The 17,408-nt window shown below is 54.8% G+C and carries 10 protein-coding genes; 7 read left to right on the top strand and 3 right to left on the bottom strand.

Annotation, left to right across the window (positions count from 1 at the left end; translation table 11 throughout):
- The first annotated feature begins 248 nt into the window (after window positions 1-248).
- From C5Y83_RS21490 to C5Y83_RS21465, 6 genes are all read left to right on the top strand, one after another.
- Window positions 249-2,168, top strand: coding sequence for a chloride channel protein (locus C5Y83_RS21490; RefSeq protein WP_158262445.1), 1,920 nt, complete (start codon window positions 249-251; stop codon window positions 2,166-2,168).
- Window positions 2,169-2,404: 236 nt separating this feature from the next.
- Window positions 2,405-4,378 (top strand): hybrid sensor histidine kinase/response regulator, encoded by a 1,974-nt coding sequence (locus C5Y83_RS21485; protein ID WP_158262444.1) that lies wholly within the window; start codon window positions 2,405-2,407, stop codon window positions 4,376-4,378.
- A 73-nt stretch (window positions 4,379-4,451) separates the two neighbouring features.
- Complete coding sequence (locus C5Y83_RS21480; protein ID WP_105331777.1) at window positions 4,452-5,105, top strand: DUF1080 domain-containing protein; 654 nt, start codon at window positions 4,452-4,454, stop codon at window positions 5,103-5,105.
- Window positions 5,106-5,161: 56 nt separating this feature from the next.
- Window positions 5,162-9,571: a DEAD/DEAH box helicase gene (locus C5Y83_RS21475; protein ID WP_105331776.1), complete on the top strand. Its 4,410-nt coding sequence runs from the start codon at window positions 5,162-5,164 to the stop codon at window positions 9,569-9,571.
- A 98-nt stretch (window positions 9,572-9,669) separates the two neighbouring features.
- The gene (locus tag C5Y83_RS21470) at window positions 9,670-10,668 is read left to right on the top strand and encodes a DUF1080 domain-containing protein (RefSeq protein WP_105331775.1); all 999 of its coding nucleotides are present in this window, start codon (window positions 9,670-9,672) and stop codon (window positions 10,666-10,668) included.
- 135 nt (window positions 10,669-10,803) lie between these two features.
- Window positions 10,804-12,747: a prolyl oligopeptidase family serine peptidase gene (locus C5Y83_RS21465; protein WP_105331774.1), complete on the top strand. Its 1,944-nt coding sequence runs from the start codon at window positions 10,804-10,806 to the stop codon at window positions 12,745-12,747.
- Between the two features lie 72 nt (window positions 12,748-12,819).
- Here C5Y83_RS21465 and C5Y83_RS21460 read toward each other — a convergent pair whose 3' ends face one another.
- From C5Y83_RS21460 to C5Y83_RS21450, 3 genes are all read right to left on the bottom strand, one after another.
- On the bottom strand, window positions 12,820-13,401 hold the full coding sequence (locus tag C5Y83_RS21460; protein ID WP_105331773.1) for a phosphonate degradation HD-domain oxygenase: 582 nt from the start codon (window positions 13,399-13,401) through the stop codon (window positions 12,820-12,822).
- A gap of 108 nt (window positions 13,402-13,509) precedes the next feature.
- Complete coding sequence (locus C5Y83_RS21455) at window positions 13,510-13,986, bottom strand: PilZ domain-containing protein (protein WP_114304694.1); 477 nt, start codon at window positions 13,984-13,986, stop codon at window positions 13,510-13,512.
- Entirely contained in the window at window positions 13,956-14,933 is a 978-nt protein-coding gene (locus C5Y83_RS21450; RefSeq protein WP_105331771.1) for an HD-GYP domain-containing protein, read from the bottom strand. The genes C5Y83_RS21455 and C5Y83_RS21450 overlap by 31 nt, the downstream gene beginning before the upstream one ends.
- 655 nt (window positions 14,934-15,588) lie before the next feature.
- Here C5Y83_RS21450 and C5Y83_RS21440 point away from each other — a divergent pair.
- On the top strand, window positions 15,589-17,382 hold the full coding sequence (locus tag C5Y83_RS21440) for an ABC-F family ATP-binding cassette domain-containing protein (protein WP_105331769.1): 1,794 nt from the start codon (window positions 15,589-15,591) through the stop codon (window positions 17,380-17,382).
- Window positions 17,383-17,408: the final 26 nt, after the last annotated feature.

The following is a 17,408-nucleotide window of genomic DNA, read 5'->3' as shown; positions in this document are numbered from 1 at the left end:
TAAGTCAATATTTATGGCAAATCGAAATTCTAAAACGGTTTACGATTTCGGCTAACATCTACGCTGACTGCCTCAAAATCGCACAACGACACTTGTCAAACGACCCTCAACGAACTGTCCACCCTTTAACCCAGTCCGAATCCCTGATACTCTAAATCGCTTTCATTGCCAATTAGATTGTTCTCCGGGCACCAGACCGGAGCTTTTCCCGACCGGGTGTTATGGGTTGGTCACGGGTTCGTGGGTGGATGTCGCCAGTTCAAGACTGGCTGGCCCTGAATTTAAAGCGGGGGACCATCCCTGCGCAGCCACTAACCATCTTTCTTGCCGGACTGGTCGGAGTACTGGCTGGCTACAGCTCGATATTTCTCTCGATCATGATTCATACGATCGAGAATTGGACGCTGCGGCCCTGCATGGAATTTGCCCGTCACAACTCTTGGGGCATTCTGGGGCTTGTTGGCTTAATTGTCGTTCCGGTTGTGGGACTGATGATCGTCTCGTGGTATACCCGCACCTACTACCCAGAAGCGGTAGGACACGGTGTGCCGGAAGTGGTGAAAGCGATTGCTCGTAAAGACGGCGTGATCCGTCCGCCGGTGGCAATCGTAAAGCTACTCGCCAGCGGTCTTTGTATCGGAACGGGTAGTTCAATCGGTCGCGAAGGACCCGTTGTTCAAATCGGAGCAGCGTTCGGTAGCTCAGCGGGACAGATCTTCCAGCTCTCGGCCCGAAACATGAAAGTGCTGGCAGCCGCCGGTGCCGCGGCGGGGATCTCGGCCACTTTCCATGCCCCCATCGCCGGGGTGATTTTCGCGAGCGAAATTATTCTCGGTAATTTCGCAGTGGAAAGCCTTTCGGCGATCGTGATCGCCGCCGTGCTGGCTAACGTCGTTCAGCAGAACCAGGGCGACCATGGTTTCGCTCCAGAATTTCCGCATATCGAACACAACTTCGACGGTGCTTACCACGAGCTTCCCTCGTACATCGTCCTGGGGCTTATCTGCGGCTTGATGGCGGTTGGCTTTACCAAGCTGCTGTATTGGTTTGAAGATCAATCGGAATACTACATCCCCAAGCATTGGGTTCGTTCGATCGCGTGCGGCTTGCTACTTGGGTTAATCGGCACCGGCTATTACGTCATGTATCCCCAGGCCCCCGAGCAATCAGCGGCGGCCCAACAAGATGTCGAACGTAGCCATCCAATTCCGGTGTTGTATGGAACGGGTTACGCCGCAATCAGCCATACCCTGCATCTAGAGAACGCCCAGAAGCTGACCGACACAGCCGAAGGGGAGCAAGACACGCGTGACGAGAACATTCGCCTGACTCGCGATGGCATGTGGAAGCACCTGATCTGGTTGTTGCCCCTGGTAATCGTGAAGCCATTTCTGACGAGTGCCTGTCTGGCTGGTGGCGGCTCGGGTGGTATCTTTGCGCCTAGCTTATTTATCGGAGCAACCACCGGCGCAGTCATTGGGCTCGTGCTGAACTTGATCGTTCCAGAGTGGTGCGATCACCCTGGCGCGTACGCGCTTGTTGGTATGGGCGCCGTGGTCGCCGGAACCACGCACGGGACGCTCAGTGCCATCGTAGTGGTATACGAACTGACCGATGATTACCGCATTATTCTGCCCATCATGGCCGCCGCCGGTATCGCTGGACTGGTCGCCCGTTGGGTCGATCCCGAAAGCATCTATGAGAAGAAGCTTTCCCGCCGAGGCGAATCGATCGCGCGAAGCCACGATCTGCATCACATCGAGAACGTAGCCGTTCGTGAGGTGATGATTCGCAAGTTCCCCACGGTGAAGTACACCGACAACTTGATGCAGATCATCAAGATCGCGCGCGAGAATCCGCACATCGAAAGCCTGCCAGTCATGAACGAAGATGGCAGTCTACACGGGATCATTCGCCCGGAAGACTTACACCGCGTTCTCGACACGGATATCTCGCCCTATCTGGTGAACGCCCACGATATCGCTATGGTGTCCCCCATCGCGGTCTCGCCAGACGAAAACCTCTTGGAAGCGCTGCGCGACTTTGGTTCTCGCGACGTCGACACCCTTCCCGTCGAGATCGCCACAGGTGGCAAGCGTGTGCTGATCGGCCTGCTGGTGCGGGCTGACGTTATGGCGCGGTACCGCGAAGAACTGCTTCGCGCATAACGCTGGTGTGACCGATTCGCCCGAAGAACCGGCAATATCGCGATTTCCCACCTAGCTTTTCCCTGCGGATAACCTCAGAGAATCCCCTCGCAGGTATGGAACTAACGCTCGCGCGCCGATCCTGAACTAGGATTCGGCAAGATCGCTAAGAGGGGGATCGTTAACCCCTCTATATGCCATCTAAAAACAAGCATATTGATTCGCGACCTTTCGTTGGCCGCGGGGGCAAATCGATAATGGAACTTGAGAACTTCAGCGTTGCGATCATTACCAGTATCGCAGCGTCGCAGCGTATCGTATCTCGGCTTATCGCTTGTGGCATAGATCGTGAGAATATCCTGGTCGTCGGACCTGATGAATGCGCCGAGGCAGCGAAAGTACGCCCTGCCCTCTGCATTTGGGGACTAGAAGAACGCGAGATGGCAGATCGCATCGCCGCTCAAAATGAAATCGTGCCAGCGGTGTTTGAAGACTGCCTCAATATTCATGTGGGAAGTCAATCGGAAGGCGAGCATTCGCGTTACGTCTTAGAGTGGAAAGAGTTTGATACGCCCGAAATTGAAGAAAAACTCCGTACGCTAATCGAACAGGCACATACCTGCCGTAACTATCGCGTTCGCGAGCATTGGTATCGCATGGCGGTCGTCGAGGGGAACGTTGGCCTTTGGTGGTGGGACAAGGTCCTTAACTTCGTTTATCTGTCGCGCCACTTCCAACAGATGCTCAAGCTCACGTTGGCGGAACTTCCAGCCAATGCCGAGCAGTGGCTGGAGATGATCCATCCCAGCGATCGTCCAGGCTTGATCGCAGCAGTACAGAATCAGTTCGAGAACAGCACCGGACACTTCCGATACGAATGCCGTATTCGCCATCAGGGAGACCAATATCGATGGTACGCGCTGAGTGGACAGCTCGGTCGTGAAGAACTCAACCGTCCGCGAATCTTGGGCGCGGCCGTTGACATTACGGAAAAGAAAGAAGCAGAACTGCAACTCGCCCAAGCCAATCAGCGGGCTCAAGCGGCCAACCGAGCCAAGAACGAATTCCTAACCAACATGAGCCACAACCTGCGAACTCCCCTGACGGCCGTGATGGGGTTCGCCGAGATGCTCAATGATTTCACGCCCAATCAAGCCGCCTGCGATGCAATTCAATCGATTCAGGAAAACAGCTCGCAATTGATGCGATTGCTGGAAGACATTCTTGAGCTTTCGTGTATTGAATCGACAACGCCTGAACCGAATCTCACCAGGACATCCATCGACGAGTTGCTGCGCAGTGCCGTCGAAGTCTATCACATCAAGGCCATGACTGAGGGACTGGAATTCGGCATTGAAGTCGAACCGGAGATCCCGCCGGTGCTCTTGGCCGACGCAACGCGAATTCGGCAGATCTTGTCTCGACTGATCGAGAATGCAATCAAGTTCACCCACCAAGGCGAGGTCAGTATTGGAGTCCACTACGATGCTCAGCCTACGCCAACGCTTGAGTTTCTCGTGGTCGACACCGGCATTGGGATCCCGGCTGATCGACACGAATTGATCTTCGCGCCGTTCTCGCAGGGAGACAACTCGACCTCACGTAGCCATGCGGGAAGTGGACTAGGATTGTCCATTTGCAAGCGAAACGCCGAGATTCTAGGTGGCAGCCTCTCCGTCGAAAGTGAAGTTGAGATCGGCTCGCGTTTCACACTGCGTGTCCCGGTTCAAATCCCAACATCTCCGCCGGTTAGCGAGCCCAACTCGTGCAAGATCGATAAGAAATCGGAGTTTCCCTGCTTGGACGGGCGACGTGTTCTACTCGTGGAAGATGGTGTCGATAATCAGCGGTTGATGAAAGCATTTTTGCAGAAAGCAGGCGCCACAGTGGTTGTGGCAGAAAACGGTAAGATCGCGGTCGACTGGATCGACGCCAACCGCCCAGAAGATCACGAGTCACAAGAGGATCGCGACCCAAACGTCGATGTCATTCTCATGGACATGCATATGCCGGTCATGGACGGTTACGAAGCGACAAGTACGCTGCGTGCCCGGCGTTTTCACAAGCCGATTATCGCGGTAACCGCGCACGCACTGACCGGTGATCGCCAACGCTGTTTGGATGTGGGTTGCGATGACTATTACACCAAACCGATCTCGCGACAGACACTGCTCGAAATGGTACACAAATACACCGAAGAAGCGCCTCAGCTAACCGCAGCCCAGGCTTAGACAACCGTTGCCATTGCTTGCCTCGCATGCGAGAATCGGAGGGTATCTAACCTTTTACTCCCGAGGTCTTCCCATGCTTCGTCCCGCCCTCTTCCTGACTTGCCTGTTCTTACTTCCAGTCTCCCTGCTTCATGCTGAGGAAAAACCGGAAGCCACCAAGGCGGAAGGGAAGATTACCAAGCTGTTCGATGGCAAGACGCTTAAAGGCTGGAAGATCAATGAAAAGGGTTACTACGAGGACCACGGCGAAGTGTCCGTTAAGGAAGGCGAAATTCTCCTAGCCAAAGGAGACCCCGCCACAGGGATCGTCCTGGCCAGCCAGCCTCCCAAAATGAATTACGAAGTCCGCGTCGAAGCGAAACGAGTTGAAGGCTCGGACTTCTTCTGTGGCCTCACCTTTCCCGTGGGGGACACGCATCAGACCTTGATCGTCGGTGGCTGGGGAGGCGGCGTAACCGGTTTGTCGAATGTCGACGGCATGGCTGCGGTCGAAAACGATACCACGGGCTATACAGAATTCGAGAATAACAAGTGGTACAAGATCCGCGTGCGTGTCGAACCGAAGGCGATTCGTGTCTGGGTTGATGACGAGAAGATCATTCACTTGAACCCGGAAGGTCGCCGGCTCGATATCTGGATCGAACAAGACACCTCGAAGCCCCTAGGCATTGGTACCTGGTATACGGGGGCCGCCCTGCGAAATATCGAGATTGAGAAGCTTCCGTAACTTCTCGCGACCGCTTTTCCCTATGCACATCCGTACAGTGCGGTATAATTCTCGGGATGTCGCTAAAACTCTTTCATCCCGTAGTCCAAGCCTGGTTTGAAAAGCGGTTTGGTAAGCCGACCGACGCCCAAAACGCCGGCTGGCCCTCTATTGCCCAGGGGCGATGCACATTGATTGCCGCCCCGACCGGATCGGGTAAGACGCTCGCGGCATTCATGGTTTGTATCGACCGCCTCTTCCGTCGCTGGCTGGCCGGCAAGCTGCATGACACGACGTACGTGGTTTACGTCTCGCCGCTGAAAGCCCTCAGCAATGATATCCATCGCAACCTTGATGTTCCGCTGATGGAGATCTGCGAGATGGCCGAGTCGATGGGAATGCTGCCCCCTCAGATTCGCACCGCCGTCCGGACTGGAGATACACCTTCGTCGCAGCGGCAAGCGATGACGCGCCGTCCTCCCCATATCTTGGTGACGACGCCGGAATCGCTTTATTTGATGCTGACGGCCGAGCGGAGCCGGAAAACGCTCACGAATGTCGACACGGTGATCATCGACGAAATTCACGCGTTGGCTCGCGATAAACGAGGTTCGCACCTGACACTGACACTCGAACGCTTGGAATCGGTCACCGCCGAACCTCCAACGCGGATCGGTTTGTCGGCCACACAGAAGCCGATTGAAGAAATCGCTTGCTTCCTGGTTGGCGCCGAGCGAGTCGACGAGAACAACGTGCCTGACTGTGCGATCGTTGACGGGGGTCACCGCCGCCAGTTAGACCTGGAAGTCGTTGTTCCCCCGTCCGCGCTCGAAGCCGTTTGCTCTAATGAGCAGTGGGGCGAAGTCTACGATCAGCTGGTCGAAATGATCCAGTCACATCACAGCACGCTCGTGTTCGTGAACACCCGTCGCATGGCTGAACGGGTTGCCCATCGCTTAACGGAAGTTCTAGGTGAAGATGTAATCACCAGCCATCATGGTAGCCTCTCGAAAGAAATTCGCCACTCGGCCGAACAGCGTCTCAAAGAAGGTAAGCTGAAGGCCATCGTCGCGACCGCTTCCTTAGAGATGGGGATCGATATTGGCTATATCGATTTGGTTGTTCAGATCGGTTCGGCACGCAGCATTGCAAACTTCCTACAGCGAGTTGGCCGATCAGGGCACTCACTCACCGGCACACCGAAGGGTCGACTGTTCCCACTCACTCGGGATGAACTAATCGAATGCTTGGCGCTGATGCGTAGCGTTGAGAAAGGCATTCTCGATCGCATTGAAATCCCAGTCGCTCCGCTCGACATCCTGGCACAGCAAATCGTGGCCGAGGTCTCCGCTGAGGAACAAGACGAAGCAGTGCTGTTCGAACGCATTCGGAAAGCCTGGCCCTACCGCGATCTTTCCTACCAGAAATACCAAGATGTCCTGGAGATGGTCAACGAAGGAGTGACCCGTTCCATCAAAACGGGTGCCCATATTCATCGCGACCGAATCAACGGTAAGTTACGTCCACGTCGAGGGGCTCGCATTAGCGCGACGACCTCTGGCGGGGCCATCCCCGACATGCCCATTTATCGGGTAATCACCGACCCTGAAAAGCAAGTTGTCGGCTCGGTCGACGAACACTTCGCCGTCGATAGCAAAGCAGGCGATGTCTTCCTGCTTGGTAATACCTCGTGGCGTGTCGCGGGCATTCGAGGAAGCGACGTCGTCGTCCAGGATGCCCAAGGGCAACCACCCAGTGTCCCGTTCTGGTTTGGCGAATCCCCGGGGCGCACGATTGAACTTTCCAAAGAAGTCGCCGATTTGCGTGAGGAAATCGCCGATCGCATTGTTGCCGCCGCAGAAGATCCTTCTCGCGAGACGCTGACCGTCCCTTCCCAGAACGAAGGCCTGTTGGAATCTTCCCAAGACCAGGTCGATGTCGAAACCATCCTCTGGGTTCAAAAAGAATGTCACGCCTCGGCTTGGGCTGCTCTACAAGCGGTCCGGTACGTAGCCGCTCAGTACGCGTCCATGGGATTGGTACCAACGCAAACAAAGATCGTCTTTGAACGCTTCTTTGATGAAGCTGGTAGCATGCAGCTGGTTGTTCATGCGCCGCTCGGAACTCGGATTAATCGTGCTTGGGGGTTGGCATTTCGCAAACGATTCTGTCGTTCGTTCGACTTTGAACTTCAGGCCAGCGCCGACGACGACGGCATCGTCCTTTCCTTGGGACCCCAACATAGTTTTCCACTGGAAGATATGTTTAAGATGCTGAACTCGGAAAACGGCCAGTCGCTGCTCGAGCAAGCACTATTGGCATTTCCCATGTTCCAGATTCGCTGGCGTTGGAACGCAACGAGGTCGCTGGCGATCCTTCGGTACATGGGCGGCAAGAAGGTCCCGCCGCACATGGTCCGCTTCCGCTCGGACGACCTTCTCGCGGCCGCGTTTCCCGATCAAGTCGGCTGCCTGGAAAACCACGCCGAAGATATCAAGTATCCCGACCATCCGCTCGTTCAACAGACGCTGCATGATTGTTTGACTGAAGGGATGGACGTCGAACGTTGGAAGGATCTGCTCCGCAAGGTTGAGGCGGGCGAAGTCCAATTCATTGCCCGTCAAACGCGCGAGCCGTCGCCGTTCGCACACGAACGAATCAACGCAAATCCCTACTCGTTCCTCGACCCTGCCGGTCTCGAAGATCGTCGCACCCGAGCTGTGACGACGCGCCGCACCTTAGCCCCGGGCGAGATGAAAGAGTTGGGACAACTTTCCCCGGACGCGATAGCGACTGTTCGCCGAGAAGCCTGGCCAACGGCACGCGATGTTGATGAACTTCACGACGTGCTTAGCTCAATGCTCGTGCTACCGGCCTCTCAAGGTCAGGAATGGAAGAGTCTGTTCGACCGACTGGTCAAAACCGGACGAGCAACCAGCTATCTCCGGGAAGGACACGAACCACTTTGGACCGCCACGGAGAAACTTCCGATTGTGATGGCCGCCTTGCCTGGAGGAACTGCCTCGCCACCGGTCACCGTCCCCGAAGGAGTCGCGAAAGAACTGGAAACGCACCAGGCGTGGGTGGAACTCATCCGTAGTGTTGCCCCGTGCCTCGGTCCGTTCTCGACAGAGGAACTCGCCCAGACTTGGGGCATGAAACCTTCCAGTGTCATGGCGGCCTGCGAAGCGGTCGAAGCGGAAGGAGTTATCCTGCGTGGGCAATATTCGACACAGGGCTCGAAACATGAAGGAGATCTGCAGTGGTGTGATCGCCGGCTATTGGCACGCATTCATCGCTTGACGGTGAACGGCTTACGGCAACAAATCCAGCCGGTCGAGCGCGATGTCTTTCTCCGTTTTCTGGTACGCCATCAAAATCTGCAGCGTGAAACGAAGTCATCCGGAGCACGCGGACTTTCGGCTGTAATCGGGCTGTTACAAGGGTTCGAGGCGTCGGCTGGTAGCTGGGAGCGTAACCTGCTTGCGGCTCGCATGGACGATTACGATCCCGATTGGCTGGACAATCAGTTGACCTCAGGGGAAATGATTTGGGGACGCCTTCGTCCTCCGCAAGGGGACGCAGAAGAAGGCCCGAGCATGGCATCGCTCCGGCGGAGCGTTCCGATGGCAATTGTGCTGCGAGATAACTTGGGATGGCTGATTCCAGATGTCCGCCAATCTGCGGAAGCATTGGCAAGAGGAAACGCACGTGATGTACTGGAAGCGTTGCAATCGCGAGGTGCGTTGTTCCATCAAGACATCCGCGTGTTAACGAAGTTGCTACCAACCCATTTGGATGAAGCTCTGCGTGAACTCGCAGCGCTTGGCCTGGTGACATGCGATAGCTTCTCAGCGGTAAGAAGAATCGTTGACGATAGTCACGCGAAGAAATCACGCAGTCGACGTAAGTCCAATGCCACCGCGCGGGCGGGCCGATGGTCCCTTTTCCCAGGAATTGTCGAGGAAGTCACACCGGAAGATTACCTGCATCGATGGTGCCAACAGCTGGTGCAAAGGTACGGAGTACTTTTCCGAGATTTACTCCATCGCGAAACGGCGGCCCCTTCGTGGGCACAACTGGTCCCAATGCTGCGGCGAATGGAGCGCCGGGGTGAACTGCGTGGCGGTCGCTTCGTGAAGAACGCCGGCGGAGAACAGTACGGCACCGAGCAAGCGATCTACGCATTAAGAAAACTTCGCGAAGCCAAACCGGACGATCCCTGGGTCGCCGTCAGTGGAAACGACCCAATGAATTTGGCTGGCGTAATGACCGATGATGCGAAGATCCCGGCCATTCATACGAATACGCTCGTGTGGCAAAACGGCCAGCTGATTGCGACAAAACGAGGAGGCGAAATCAGCTTCCATCATGCCGTTCCGCCGGAAGAACAGATGGAAATGACGCGAGCTTTGCACGCCGGCCGACGTTTGCCAGCGCAGACCGTCCCGATTGGCTTTCCTCGGCGGCGTTCGACCGCCGGGTAGTTCCCTCGGGGGATAGTTGCATCTGACTGCGGACCGAACCAAAATGGAACCTCCCTCTCCGAATCCACTCACCCTTAGACTACTGCTGGGAGTTCATCATGCAGCGTCCCTTTGCTCGATTATTCTGCGCCGCATTGCTGGCGATCACCACGCCATTAGCGGTCATGGCGGCTGACGATCTGAAGACGTACACCAATCCCAAAGAAGCTGGTCCAGATTACGCCCTGCAAGGCGAATACGTCGGCAAAGTCAGTGTGGATGGTGCCGAAGTCAAATACGGAGTGCAGGTTATCGCCCTCGGTAACGACAAGTTCCAGGCCGTCACCTACCCGGGCGGTTTGCCGGGTGCCGGCTACTCAGGCGGTCTTTCATACGACGATCTTTTGAAGTCGGAAGGCACCGCTAGCAACGGTAAAGTTGAATTCAAGGGCGAAAACTTCATTGCTACGCTCGGCGATGGCAAGATCGAAGTCGTGTCAGACGACGGCGACGAAATTGGTACGTTCGAGAAGGTCGAACGCAAAAGCCCAACACTCGGCAAGAAAGCTCCGGATGGTGCCGTCGTCCTGTTCGATGGAACCAGTGCCGATAACTTCGAGAACGGCAAGCTCGTCCAGGGGGACCTGCTGCTTGCCGATTGCTATTCGAAGGAGAAATTCGGCGATCACACCCTACACATCGAGTTCCGTACACCATTCAAGCCAGAGGGACGTGGCCAGGGTCGTGGCAACAGCGGTGTTTACATCCAAAGTCGTTACGAATGTCAGGTTCTCGACTCGTTCGGCCTATCGGGCGAAAACAACGAATGTGGTGGCATCTACCAAGTTGGCAAACCGAAGGTCAACATGTGCTTTCCGCCGCTGACTTGGCAAACCTACGATATCGACTTCACCGCCGCCAAGTATGATGACGCCGGTAAGAAGACCGAGAATGCCCGTGTCACGATCAAGCACAACGGGGTGGTGATCCAAGACGATCTCGAGCTGCCGAAAGAAACTCCAGGCCGTCATAAGGAAAGCCCGGAAAAGGATGCCTTGTACCTGCAAGGGCATGGCAATCCCGTTGTGTTCCGTAACATCTGGGTTGTCGAGAAATAGTCTCGCAACCGTCGATCCTCGCTGAGAATTGGGAAAACCCTGGCAAGCATGTGACTTCTCTCCCAAGTCCTGTCTTGCCGGTTTTCCCCTCTCGGTTCCCTGCCCAAACCTTCCTTCCTCACGAGCCCGCCTAATATGATTCGTCCCTTGGTCTGTCTCCTTCTCGCCACGCTGTCTACTTCCGCTGCTTCGGCTCAAGAACCGATCAAGCCGATACCTCGTCGGTTGCCTGCTCAAAGCAATTACAAGCTTCCTGCTGAAATAAGTGAGAAGCTCGAGGATCGCGTGCTCGAGCTGGAAAAAGTGAACGAGTCGATTGCCGATGATCCTCTTTTCGCCGATGTCGATATCTATCGAAAGGCAGTTGAGTTCGCCTTGGTGAACAACGAATTCTACAGCGAGAAGGACATCAAGAAGGCGGAAGCCTGTCTAACCATGGCCCAGAATCGCGGCAAGCAGCTCAAGGAAGGCAAATCTCCTTGGACAAAGCAAACGGGCTTGGTTGTCCGAGGTTACACCAGCGACATCGATGGTAGCGTCCAACCCTATGGATTGGTCATCCCGGAAAAGCTCGACCTGAGCAAGCCACAGCCTCTCTACATTTGGCTGCATGGCCGAGGTGACAAGGCCACCGATTTGCATTTCATTCACGAACGCTCCACCAAGACTGGCCAGATTTCTCCAGACGATGCGATTGTTGTTCACCCATTTGGTCGACAGTGCATTGGCTTCAAATCAGCCGGCGAAATTGACGTAATGGATGTCGTCGAGGAAGTGAAGAAGCATTACAACATCGACGATCGCCGCATCGTGCTGATGGGTTTCTCAATGGGGGGCGCTGGCTGCTGGCACATTGGCGCCCATTACGCGGAGGACTTCGTCGCCATGAGTCCTGGCGCAGGCTTCGCGGAAACAGCTCGCTATCAAAATCTCAAGCCAGAGAACTTTCCGCCTGAGTATGAACAAACGTTGTGGAAGGTATATGACGTACCCAACTACACTACCAATCTGTTCAACCTGCCAGTAGTCGCTTACAGCGGAGAGAACGACAAACAGATTCAAGCAGCCCGTGTGATGGAAGAAGCTTTCAAAAAGGAAGGCCATGAGCTGACGCACTTGATCGGACCAAAGATGGGTCACAAGTATGCTCCGGAAACGCTGGAACAATTGCTGAAAATGATCAAAGCAGCCCGCGATGCCGGTCAAGAGCCTTACCCGACCAACGTTACGATCGAAACGCCCACGTTGCGTTACGGCAAGATGCATTGGGTCGAGCTGTTAGAACTAACCCGTCACTGGGAAGACAGCCGAGTGGGTGCGTTGTGGAAGTCGGATGACGAGCTATACATCGTGACTCGGAATGTCGCGAAGATGAAGATCGATCCAGGCTCGCACAAGAATTTCAAAGTTAAGATCGACAGTGAAGAATTCACGGTGGACGTCCCCGAGCCGCAGGACATCATTCTTAGCAAGCCCGATGGACAATGGATGCTGTCGTTGAAAGCAGATGCGTCCGACGAGCTTCACAAGACACCTGGACTGCAAGGTCCAATCGACGATGCATTGATGTCGCCATTCTTGGTCGTGATGCCATCCGGCAAGTCATCAAACAAGCAGATCCAACAGTGGGTTGAATTCGAGGCACAGCATCTCGCCGATCGATGGCAGGCATTGTTTCGCGGAAAGCTTCGAACCAAGCTCGACAAGGATGTCACCGCCGACGATATCAAGACGTACAACCTCATCTGCTGGGGTACTCCGGAAAGCAACACGCTGATTGCCAAAACGATCGGTGACTTGCCGCTGAGTTGGGACGATAAGGAAGTGGCTCTTGGCAACGCCAAGGCCGATGCCAAGAATCATGTCCCGGTGATGATCTATCCCAATCCACTGAATCCCAAAAAGTACTTGGTACTGAACAGTGGCCCTACTTTCCGGGAAGATCATGATCGCACCAACAGCTTGCAGAATCCGAAACTGCCGGACTGGGCGATCTTGGATATCCGCCAGGCCCCGAATGGTTCGTCCGCTGGTAAAGTGATTGCCGCTGACTTCTTTGACGAAGCCTGGCAGCCATAGTCATTGCTTGCTTGGTGTATTGATTTGGAAAACGCGAGGGCTAATTCGATGGAATGGCCTTCGCGTCTTACCCTACGCGATCACCGCTTCGCGAAGATGAACCTCGAACGCTTCCAACGCAGGTGTCTTCATTTCGGGATCCTTGGCAATGTCGTCCCAATAACGAAGATCGATTGCCTGTTGGTAGTACGGGTTGCTCTCGAATTCAGCCACCTCGTCGGCATTCATTGGCCCACCCTGCAAGCGCAAGCTAGTTTGCGACGGCTCACTGAGGAGTTCGTGATACTCTGGCTTAACCGCACATAGATAACGTTTCGCGGCGACATGCAGTCGAACCGGCTCGTAGGTAGCTGGGCCGAAGTGCCTCTCCAGAAAACGAAAGCCTGAATTTTCGTGATGGTCGTCGATCCCATGGTCCGGAGCATCGTCAGGCAGTTCGTGCAGCAAGTGACCAATGTCGTGCAGCAGTGCAGCCGAAACCAATTCGGACGGTGCTTTCGCAGCCAAGGCCAGGGTGGCGGACTGCAGGGCATGCTGCAACTGAGAAACGGCTTCGAAACCGTACGCGGAATTACCGCGATCGCGAAACAACTGCAGTATGTCGGTCACGATATCGGCCGACGCACATTTGGCATCTCGGTTGGCAACACCCACTCGTAGACTCCTCAGTCGATTCATGAAGAATAACCACTGAGGTGATACACATCGCGTGACTGCGAGTCAACTAAATGTGCTAAAACTTAACCGTGAATTTAAGACGGTCTAGTTCATGAAGTCCTTGCCACCGTGCGTTTCATTTTCTGGTTCGACGACATCCTGAGCTTGCTCGAGCGACACATCCTCATCCACCAGCGAAGCACCGATTTCATAGCAGCACTCATTCAATCGGCGACAGCGCATCACTGTGCAAGTAATTCGCTGAGCCGACGTCCACAACGTGATCCGCTCGCCGGGATACAACTCGGTATCGTGCAAGAAGCGAATCCCCGTTTCCGATACGTCCACGGAATAGCCGACAACGTACTGGTGATTGCGTGGGATGGCCGGCAGCGTCGCGAACGACTCGACGATCATTTTACCTGGACAATAAACACGGGCACTTCGCCGCATGTCGAGCGCTTCAGCCGGCAGTACGCCACGACGATGCTCTAGCTCGGCGAATTGTTCCGGAAGCTTGATGCGACAGCGAAGCCGATCCAGAAGCAACTTCATTTTTTGAGAATAAGTTGTTTCCAACATCGATACATCTCCCGATCGAGGCCCGCAGAAAGCGGACCGTCCATGATCTGAAAAGCTTCGGTAAGGGGATAACGGCGACGGTATGGTCGATTGCTAATCAGCGATTCAAACACATTGACCACGCTGCACAGACGAGCCCACGGATGGATTTCGTCACCGACGGCACCAACGGGATAACCCTTGCCGGTCGTTCGTTCGTGATGCTGGTAAACGACCATCAACTGGCCGAAAGAAATATCCGTGCGTTCACACAGACGTCGAAAGCCATGTGCGGGGTGTTTCTGGGCGACGCGTTCTTCGCGACGTTGAAGTCGCTGTGATTTGTTCAGGATTCGTTCGCTGACCGAGAGCTTGCCGATATCATGTAAGAGCCCTGCGACGGCAATCGACTGCAATTCGCTGTCCGATGCGATCCGCATCTCACGGGCTAGGCTGACCATCATGTACGAAACGTTCAACGAGTGAGTGACCGTTTGATAGTCGTGGTGCAGAAGGGCGATTAGATCGCCGGAGGTCATCTCGTCTTCGCAAAGCAGTTGGACGGCTTTGCTGGCCACATAGGCCGAACTACGCATCAATTCGTCGGTTTCGTCTACCTCGAAGGCAGAGCCAAGAATTCCGGTGACTACCTCATTCAAACGACGAAATCGATCTCGTACGCTCAGCGTGTTGTCACGTACGAGATAATCCAACTTACGGCGAATATACAATTGCATTTCGCCGTGATCGACTTCCGGGGTATAGAGCCAGCTCACCTTGGACTGCTCAAGCCGTTCTAAGTCCTCTGGCAGCATCGGAACGTTCGCTGCCCGATACAAACGCAAACGCCCAGTCTCTACGTCCTTGCGGTACAAGTCGACCATCGGTACCTCGTCGCAAGAAAGCAACGCAACCGGGATCGGCGTGTAGCCCAAGCACTGGATTGCGATTTCGGATGTCGAGGTCATCGTTCAATAATCTGCAAATGCACGATGCCGCTGGTCGCGACATTTCGGAGTCATCGAAAGTTAGCTGTTTAAGGTTAGGTTACGCCCTGGAACAACTTAGCCTCATTTACGCTTAACGCCTCACAGGTTTGACGAATGGGTATGCCTATCCCCCGATAGCGTTTCACCTGTAACGTATTTGCCGATTAAGACGCCATTTCTCGCCGATTCGGGAACCCGAATACCTCTTGAAAGTGGCTTTCATAGTTCACAAATTGAGCAGTTCCTTGGTCCGTTCAACCGTAGATCCGATAACACCATAGCCGTGAAGCCATCGGAAATTAGTCGTGCCTCCGTCATCCATCAACGAAAACGTCCAACCGACGATTGATTTTGCGTTCCCGCGACAAGCCTCTCTCTCGATGGTTTTTGAATTGCTGCGGATTTCAGGAATCGATTGGGGAAGATCACAATACCTTGAGATCGGAGTTCTGGCAGGAAGTCCGACCACTAGCTCCTTCCAGACCGCTGGCCTCCAAAAACAGTTAGCTTCGTAAAGGCCCACCTTGGATGCAGAAGCGGATTCCGCAACAATTATCGGTTATGGCGTTCGCTCAACCGCGGCGTCTAACGGCTGCGATTCGACCAATAACTCTTTCAACTCCAGACTGCGACCGTGCCTCCTGTTATCAGCATTCAGAACGCCACCAAGCGATTCGGTACCAAAACGCTCCTTAACTCAGCCAGCGCGTCGATCACCGACGATCACAAGGTCGGCCTGGTCGGTCGCAACGGAGCCGGCAAATCAACCCTGTGCCGCGCGATCCTGGGGGACGAAGAACTGGAAAAAGGCGAAATCGTTCTTCACCCGAAAGTTCGACTGGGCTATTTGCGTCAGCACGATCCGTTTATCCCCGGCGAGACGGTCGTCGAGTTTTTGATGCGCGATAGTGAGCAGCCAGACTGGCGGTGTGGCGAAGTGGCGGCTCGTTTCGAGATCAAAGGGGCAATGCTCGACGCGCCGGTCCATAATCTTTCCGGTGGTTGGCAAACCCGCGTCAAATTGACTGCCCTGCTGCTGCATGATCCGACGTTCCTCATCCTGGACGAACCAACCAACTTTCTCGACATTCGAACACAGATGCTCTTGGAACGCTTCCTCAAGAGCTACAAGGGTGGCTACCTGGTCGTTTCGCACGATCGCGGCTTTCTGAAGCAAACCTGCAATCAAACGCTGGAGCTTGCTCGCGGCAAGCTCACCCTGTACCCGGGGACCGTGGAAGACTACATCGAGTATCGGGAAGAGCGTAAGCTGCACGATCAACGCGTGAACGATGCAACCAAAGCCAAGCAAAAGCAATTGCAGCGTTTCATCGACAAGAACCGCGCCGGCGCCAACACGGCCGCCCAAGCCAAGAATAAGCAAAAGCAGCTCGACCGCTTGGAATTAATCGAGATTGAAGAAGAAGAAACGACTGCTTACATACGCGTGCCTCAAGTCGATGCCAAGAAGGGAACCGCAGTCCGCTGCGAAGATCTCTCCATCGGCTATCCCTATCGTATGGTGGCGGATGGGATCACACTCGATATTGAACATGGTGCCCGCACAGCAGTCGTGGGTGACAATGGTCAAGGAAAGACGACCTTCCTGCGAACGATAGTCGGTTCACTCGACCCTAAGGCGGGGGAAGTCAAATGGGGGCACAACACCGAAGTGGGTGTTTATGCCCAGCATGTCTACAGCTCGCTCCCAGCGAACGACACTGTGGAAGATTACCTGCTTAGCGTGCGTGATCCATCCGTCAATCACCAGCAGTTGTTGAACGTCGCCGGCAGCTTCCTTTTCCGAGGTGAAGATGTCCACAAGAAGGTGAAAGTGCTTAGCGGTGGCGAGCGAGCTCGATTGTGCCTGGCAGGTCTTCTCCTTGGTAAATACAACATTCTGATCCTCGACGAACCAGGCAACCACTTGGATGTCGAAACGGTCGACTCGCTATGTGAGGCACTCGATAGTTACAACGGCACCGTGATCTTCACCAGTCACGACCGTTATTTCGTTCGACGTATCGCGACTCAAATCATTGAGGTCAGCGCCGGTAAGGTCACGCACATCCCAAGTGATTACGAGCATTACCTCTATCGTCTCAGCCAGGAAATTGACGAAGAGGATGGCAATCAAGTCGCGACGGAAGCTGCCGGGGAAAACCGCGATGCAATGATGGCCAAAGAAGAGAGAAAGCAGCGTAACAAAGAAGCCCGTGCGGCCCGCAAGGAAGTCCAAAAGCTCGAAAGTAAGATCGCCAAACTGGATGACGAACGCAAGGAATTGAACGCCAAGTTGATGTCCATTACCGATCCTGGAGAAGCCCAGAAAGTACACGCAAAGTTCACGGCCGTAGCCGACGAGATCGCGGAGCTGGAAGGCAAGTGGCTGGAGTTTCAAGAGCAGTTGGAAGACTTCGACGACTAAGCCGCGGCAAGCCGATCACCCAGTTT

Source organism: Blastopirellula marina (genome assembly GCF_002967765.1).
Lineage (GTDB): Bacteria > Planctomycetota > Planctomycetia > Pirellulales > Pirellulaceae > Bremerella > Bremerella marina_A.
The sequence above is the reverse complement of the archived record's forward strand: the minus strand, read 5'-3'. Positions and strand labels throughout refer to the sequence as shown.

Excerpts from the sequence above, each read along its gene's own strand:
- C5Y83_RS21490 (WP_158262445.1), top strand. The coding sequence starts at position 249 with ATGTCGCCAGTTCAAGACTGGCTGGCCCTGAATTTAAAGCGGGGGACC.
- C5Y83_RS21485 (WP_158262444.1), top strand. The coding sequence starts at position 2,405 with ATGGAACTTGAGAACTTCAGCGTTGCGATCATTACCAGTATCGCAGCG.
- C5Y83_RS21480 (WP_105331777.1), top strand. The coding sequence starts at position 4,452 with ATGCTTCGTCCCGCCCTCTTCCTGACTTGCCTGTTCTTACTTCCAGTC.
- C5Y83_RS21475 (WP_105331776.1), top strand. The coding sequence starts at position 5,162 with ATGTCGCTAAAACTCTTTCATCCCGTAGTCCAAGCCTGGTTTGAAAAG.
- C5Y83_RS21470 (WP_105331775.1), top strand. The coding sequence starts at position 9,670 with ATGCAGCGTCCCTTTGCTCGATTATTCTGCGCCGCATTGCTGGCGATC.
- C5Y83_RS21465 (WP_105331774.1), top strand. The coding sequence starts at position 10,804 with ATGATTCGTCCCTTGGTCTGTCTCCTTCTCGCCACGCTGTCTACTTCC.
- C5Y83_RS21455 (WP_114304694.1), bottom strand. The coding sequence starts at position 13,986 with ATGTTGGAAACAACTTATTCTCAAAAAATGAAGTTGCTTCTGGATCGG.
- C5Y83_RS21450 (WP_105331771.1), bottom strand. The coding sequence starts at position 14,933 with ATGACCTCGACATCCGAAATCGCAATCCAGTGCTTGGGCTACACGCCG.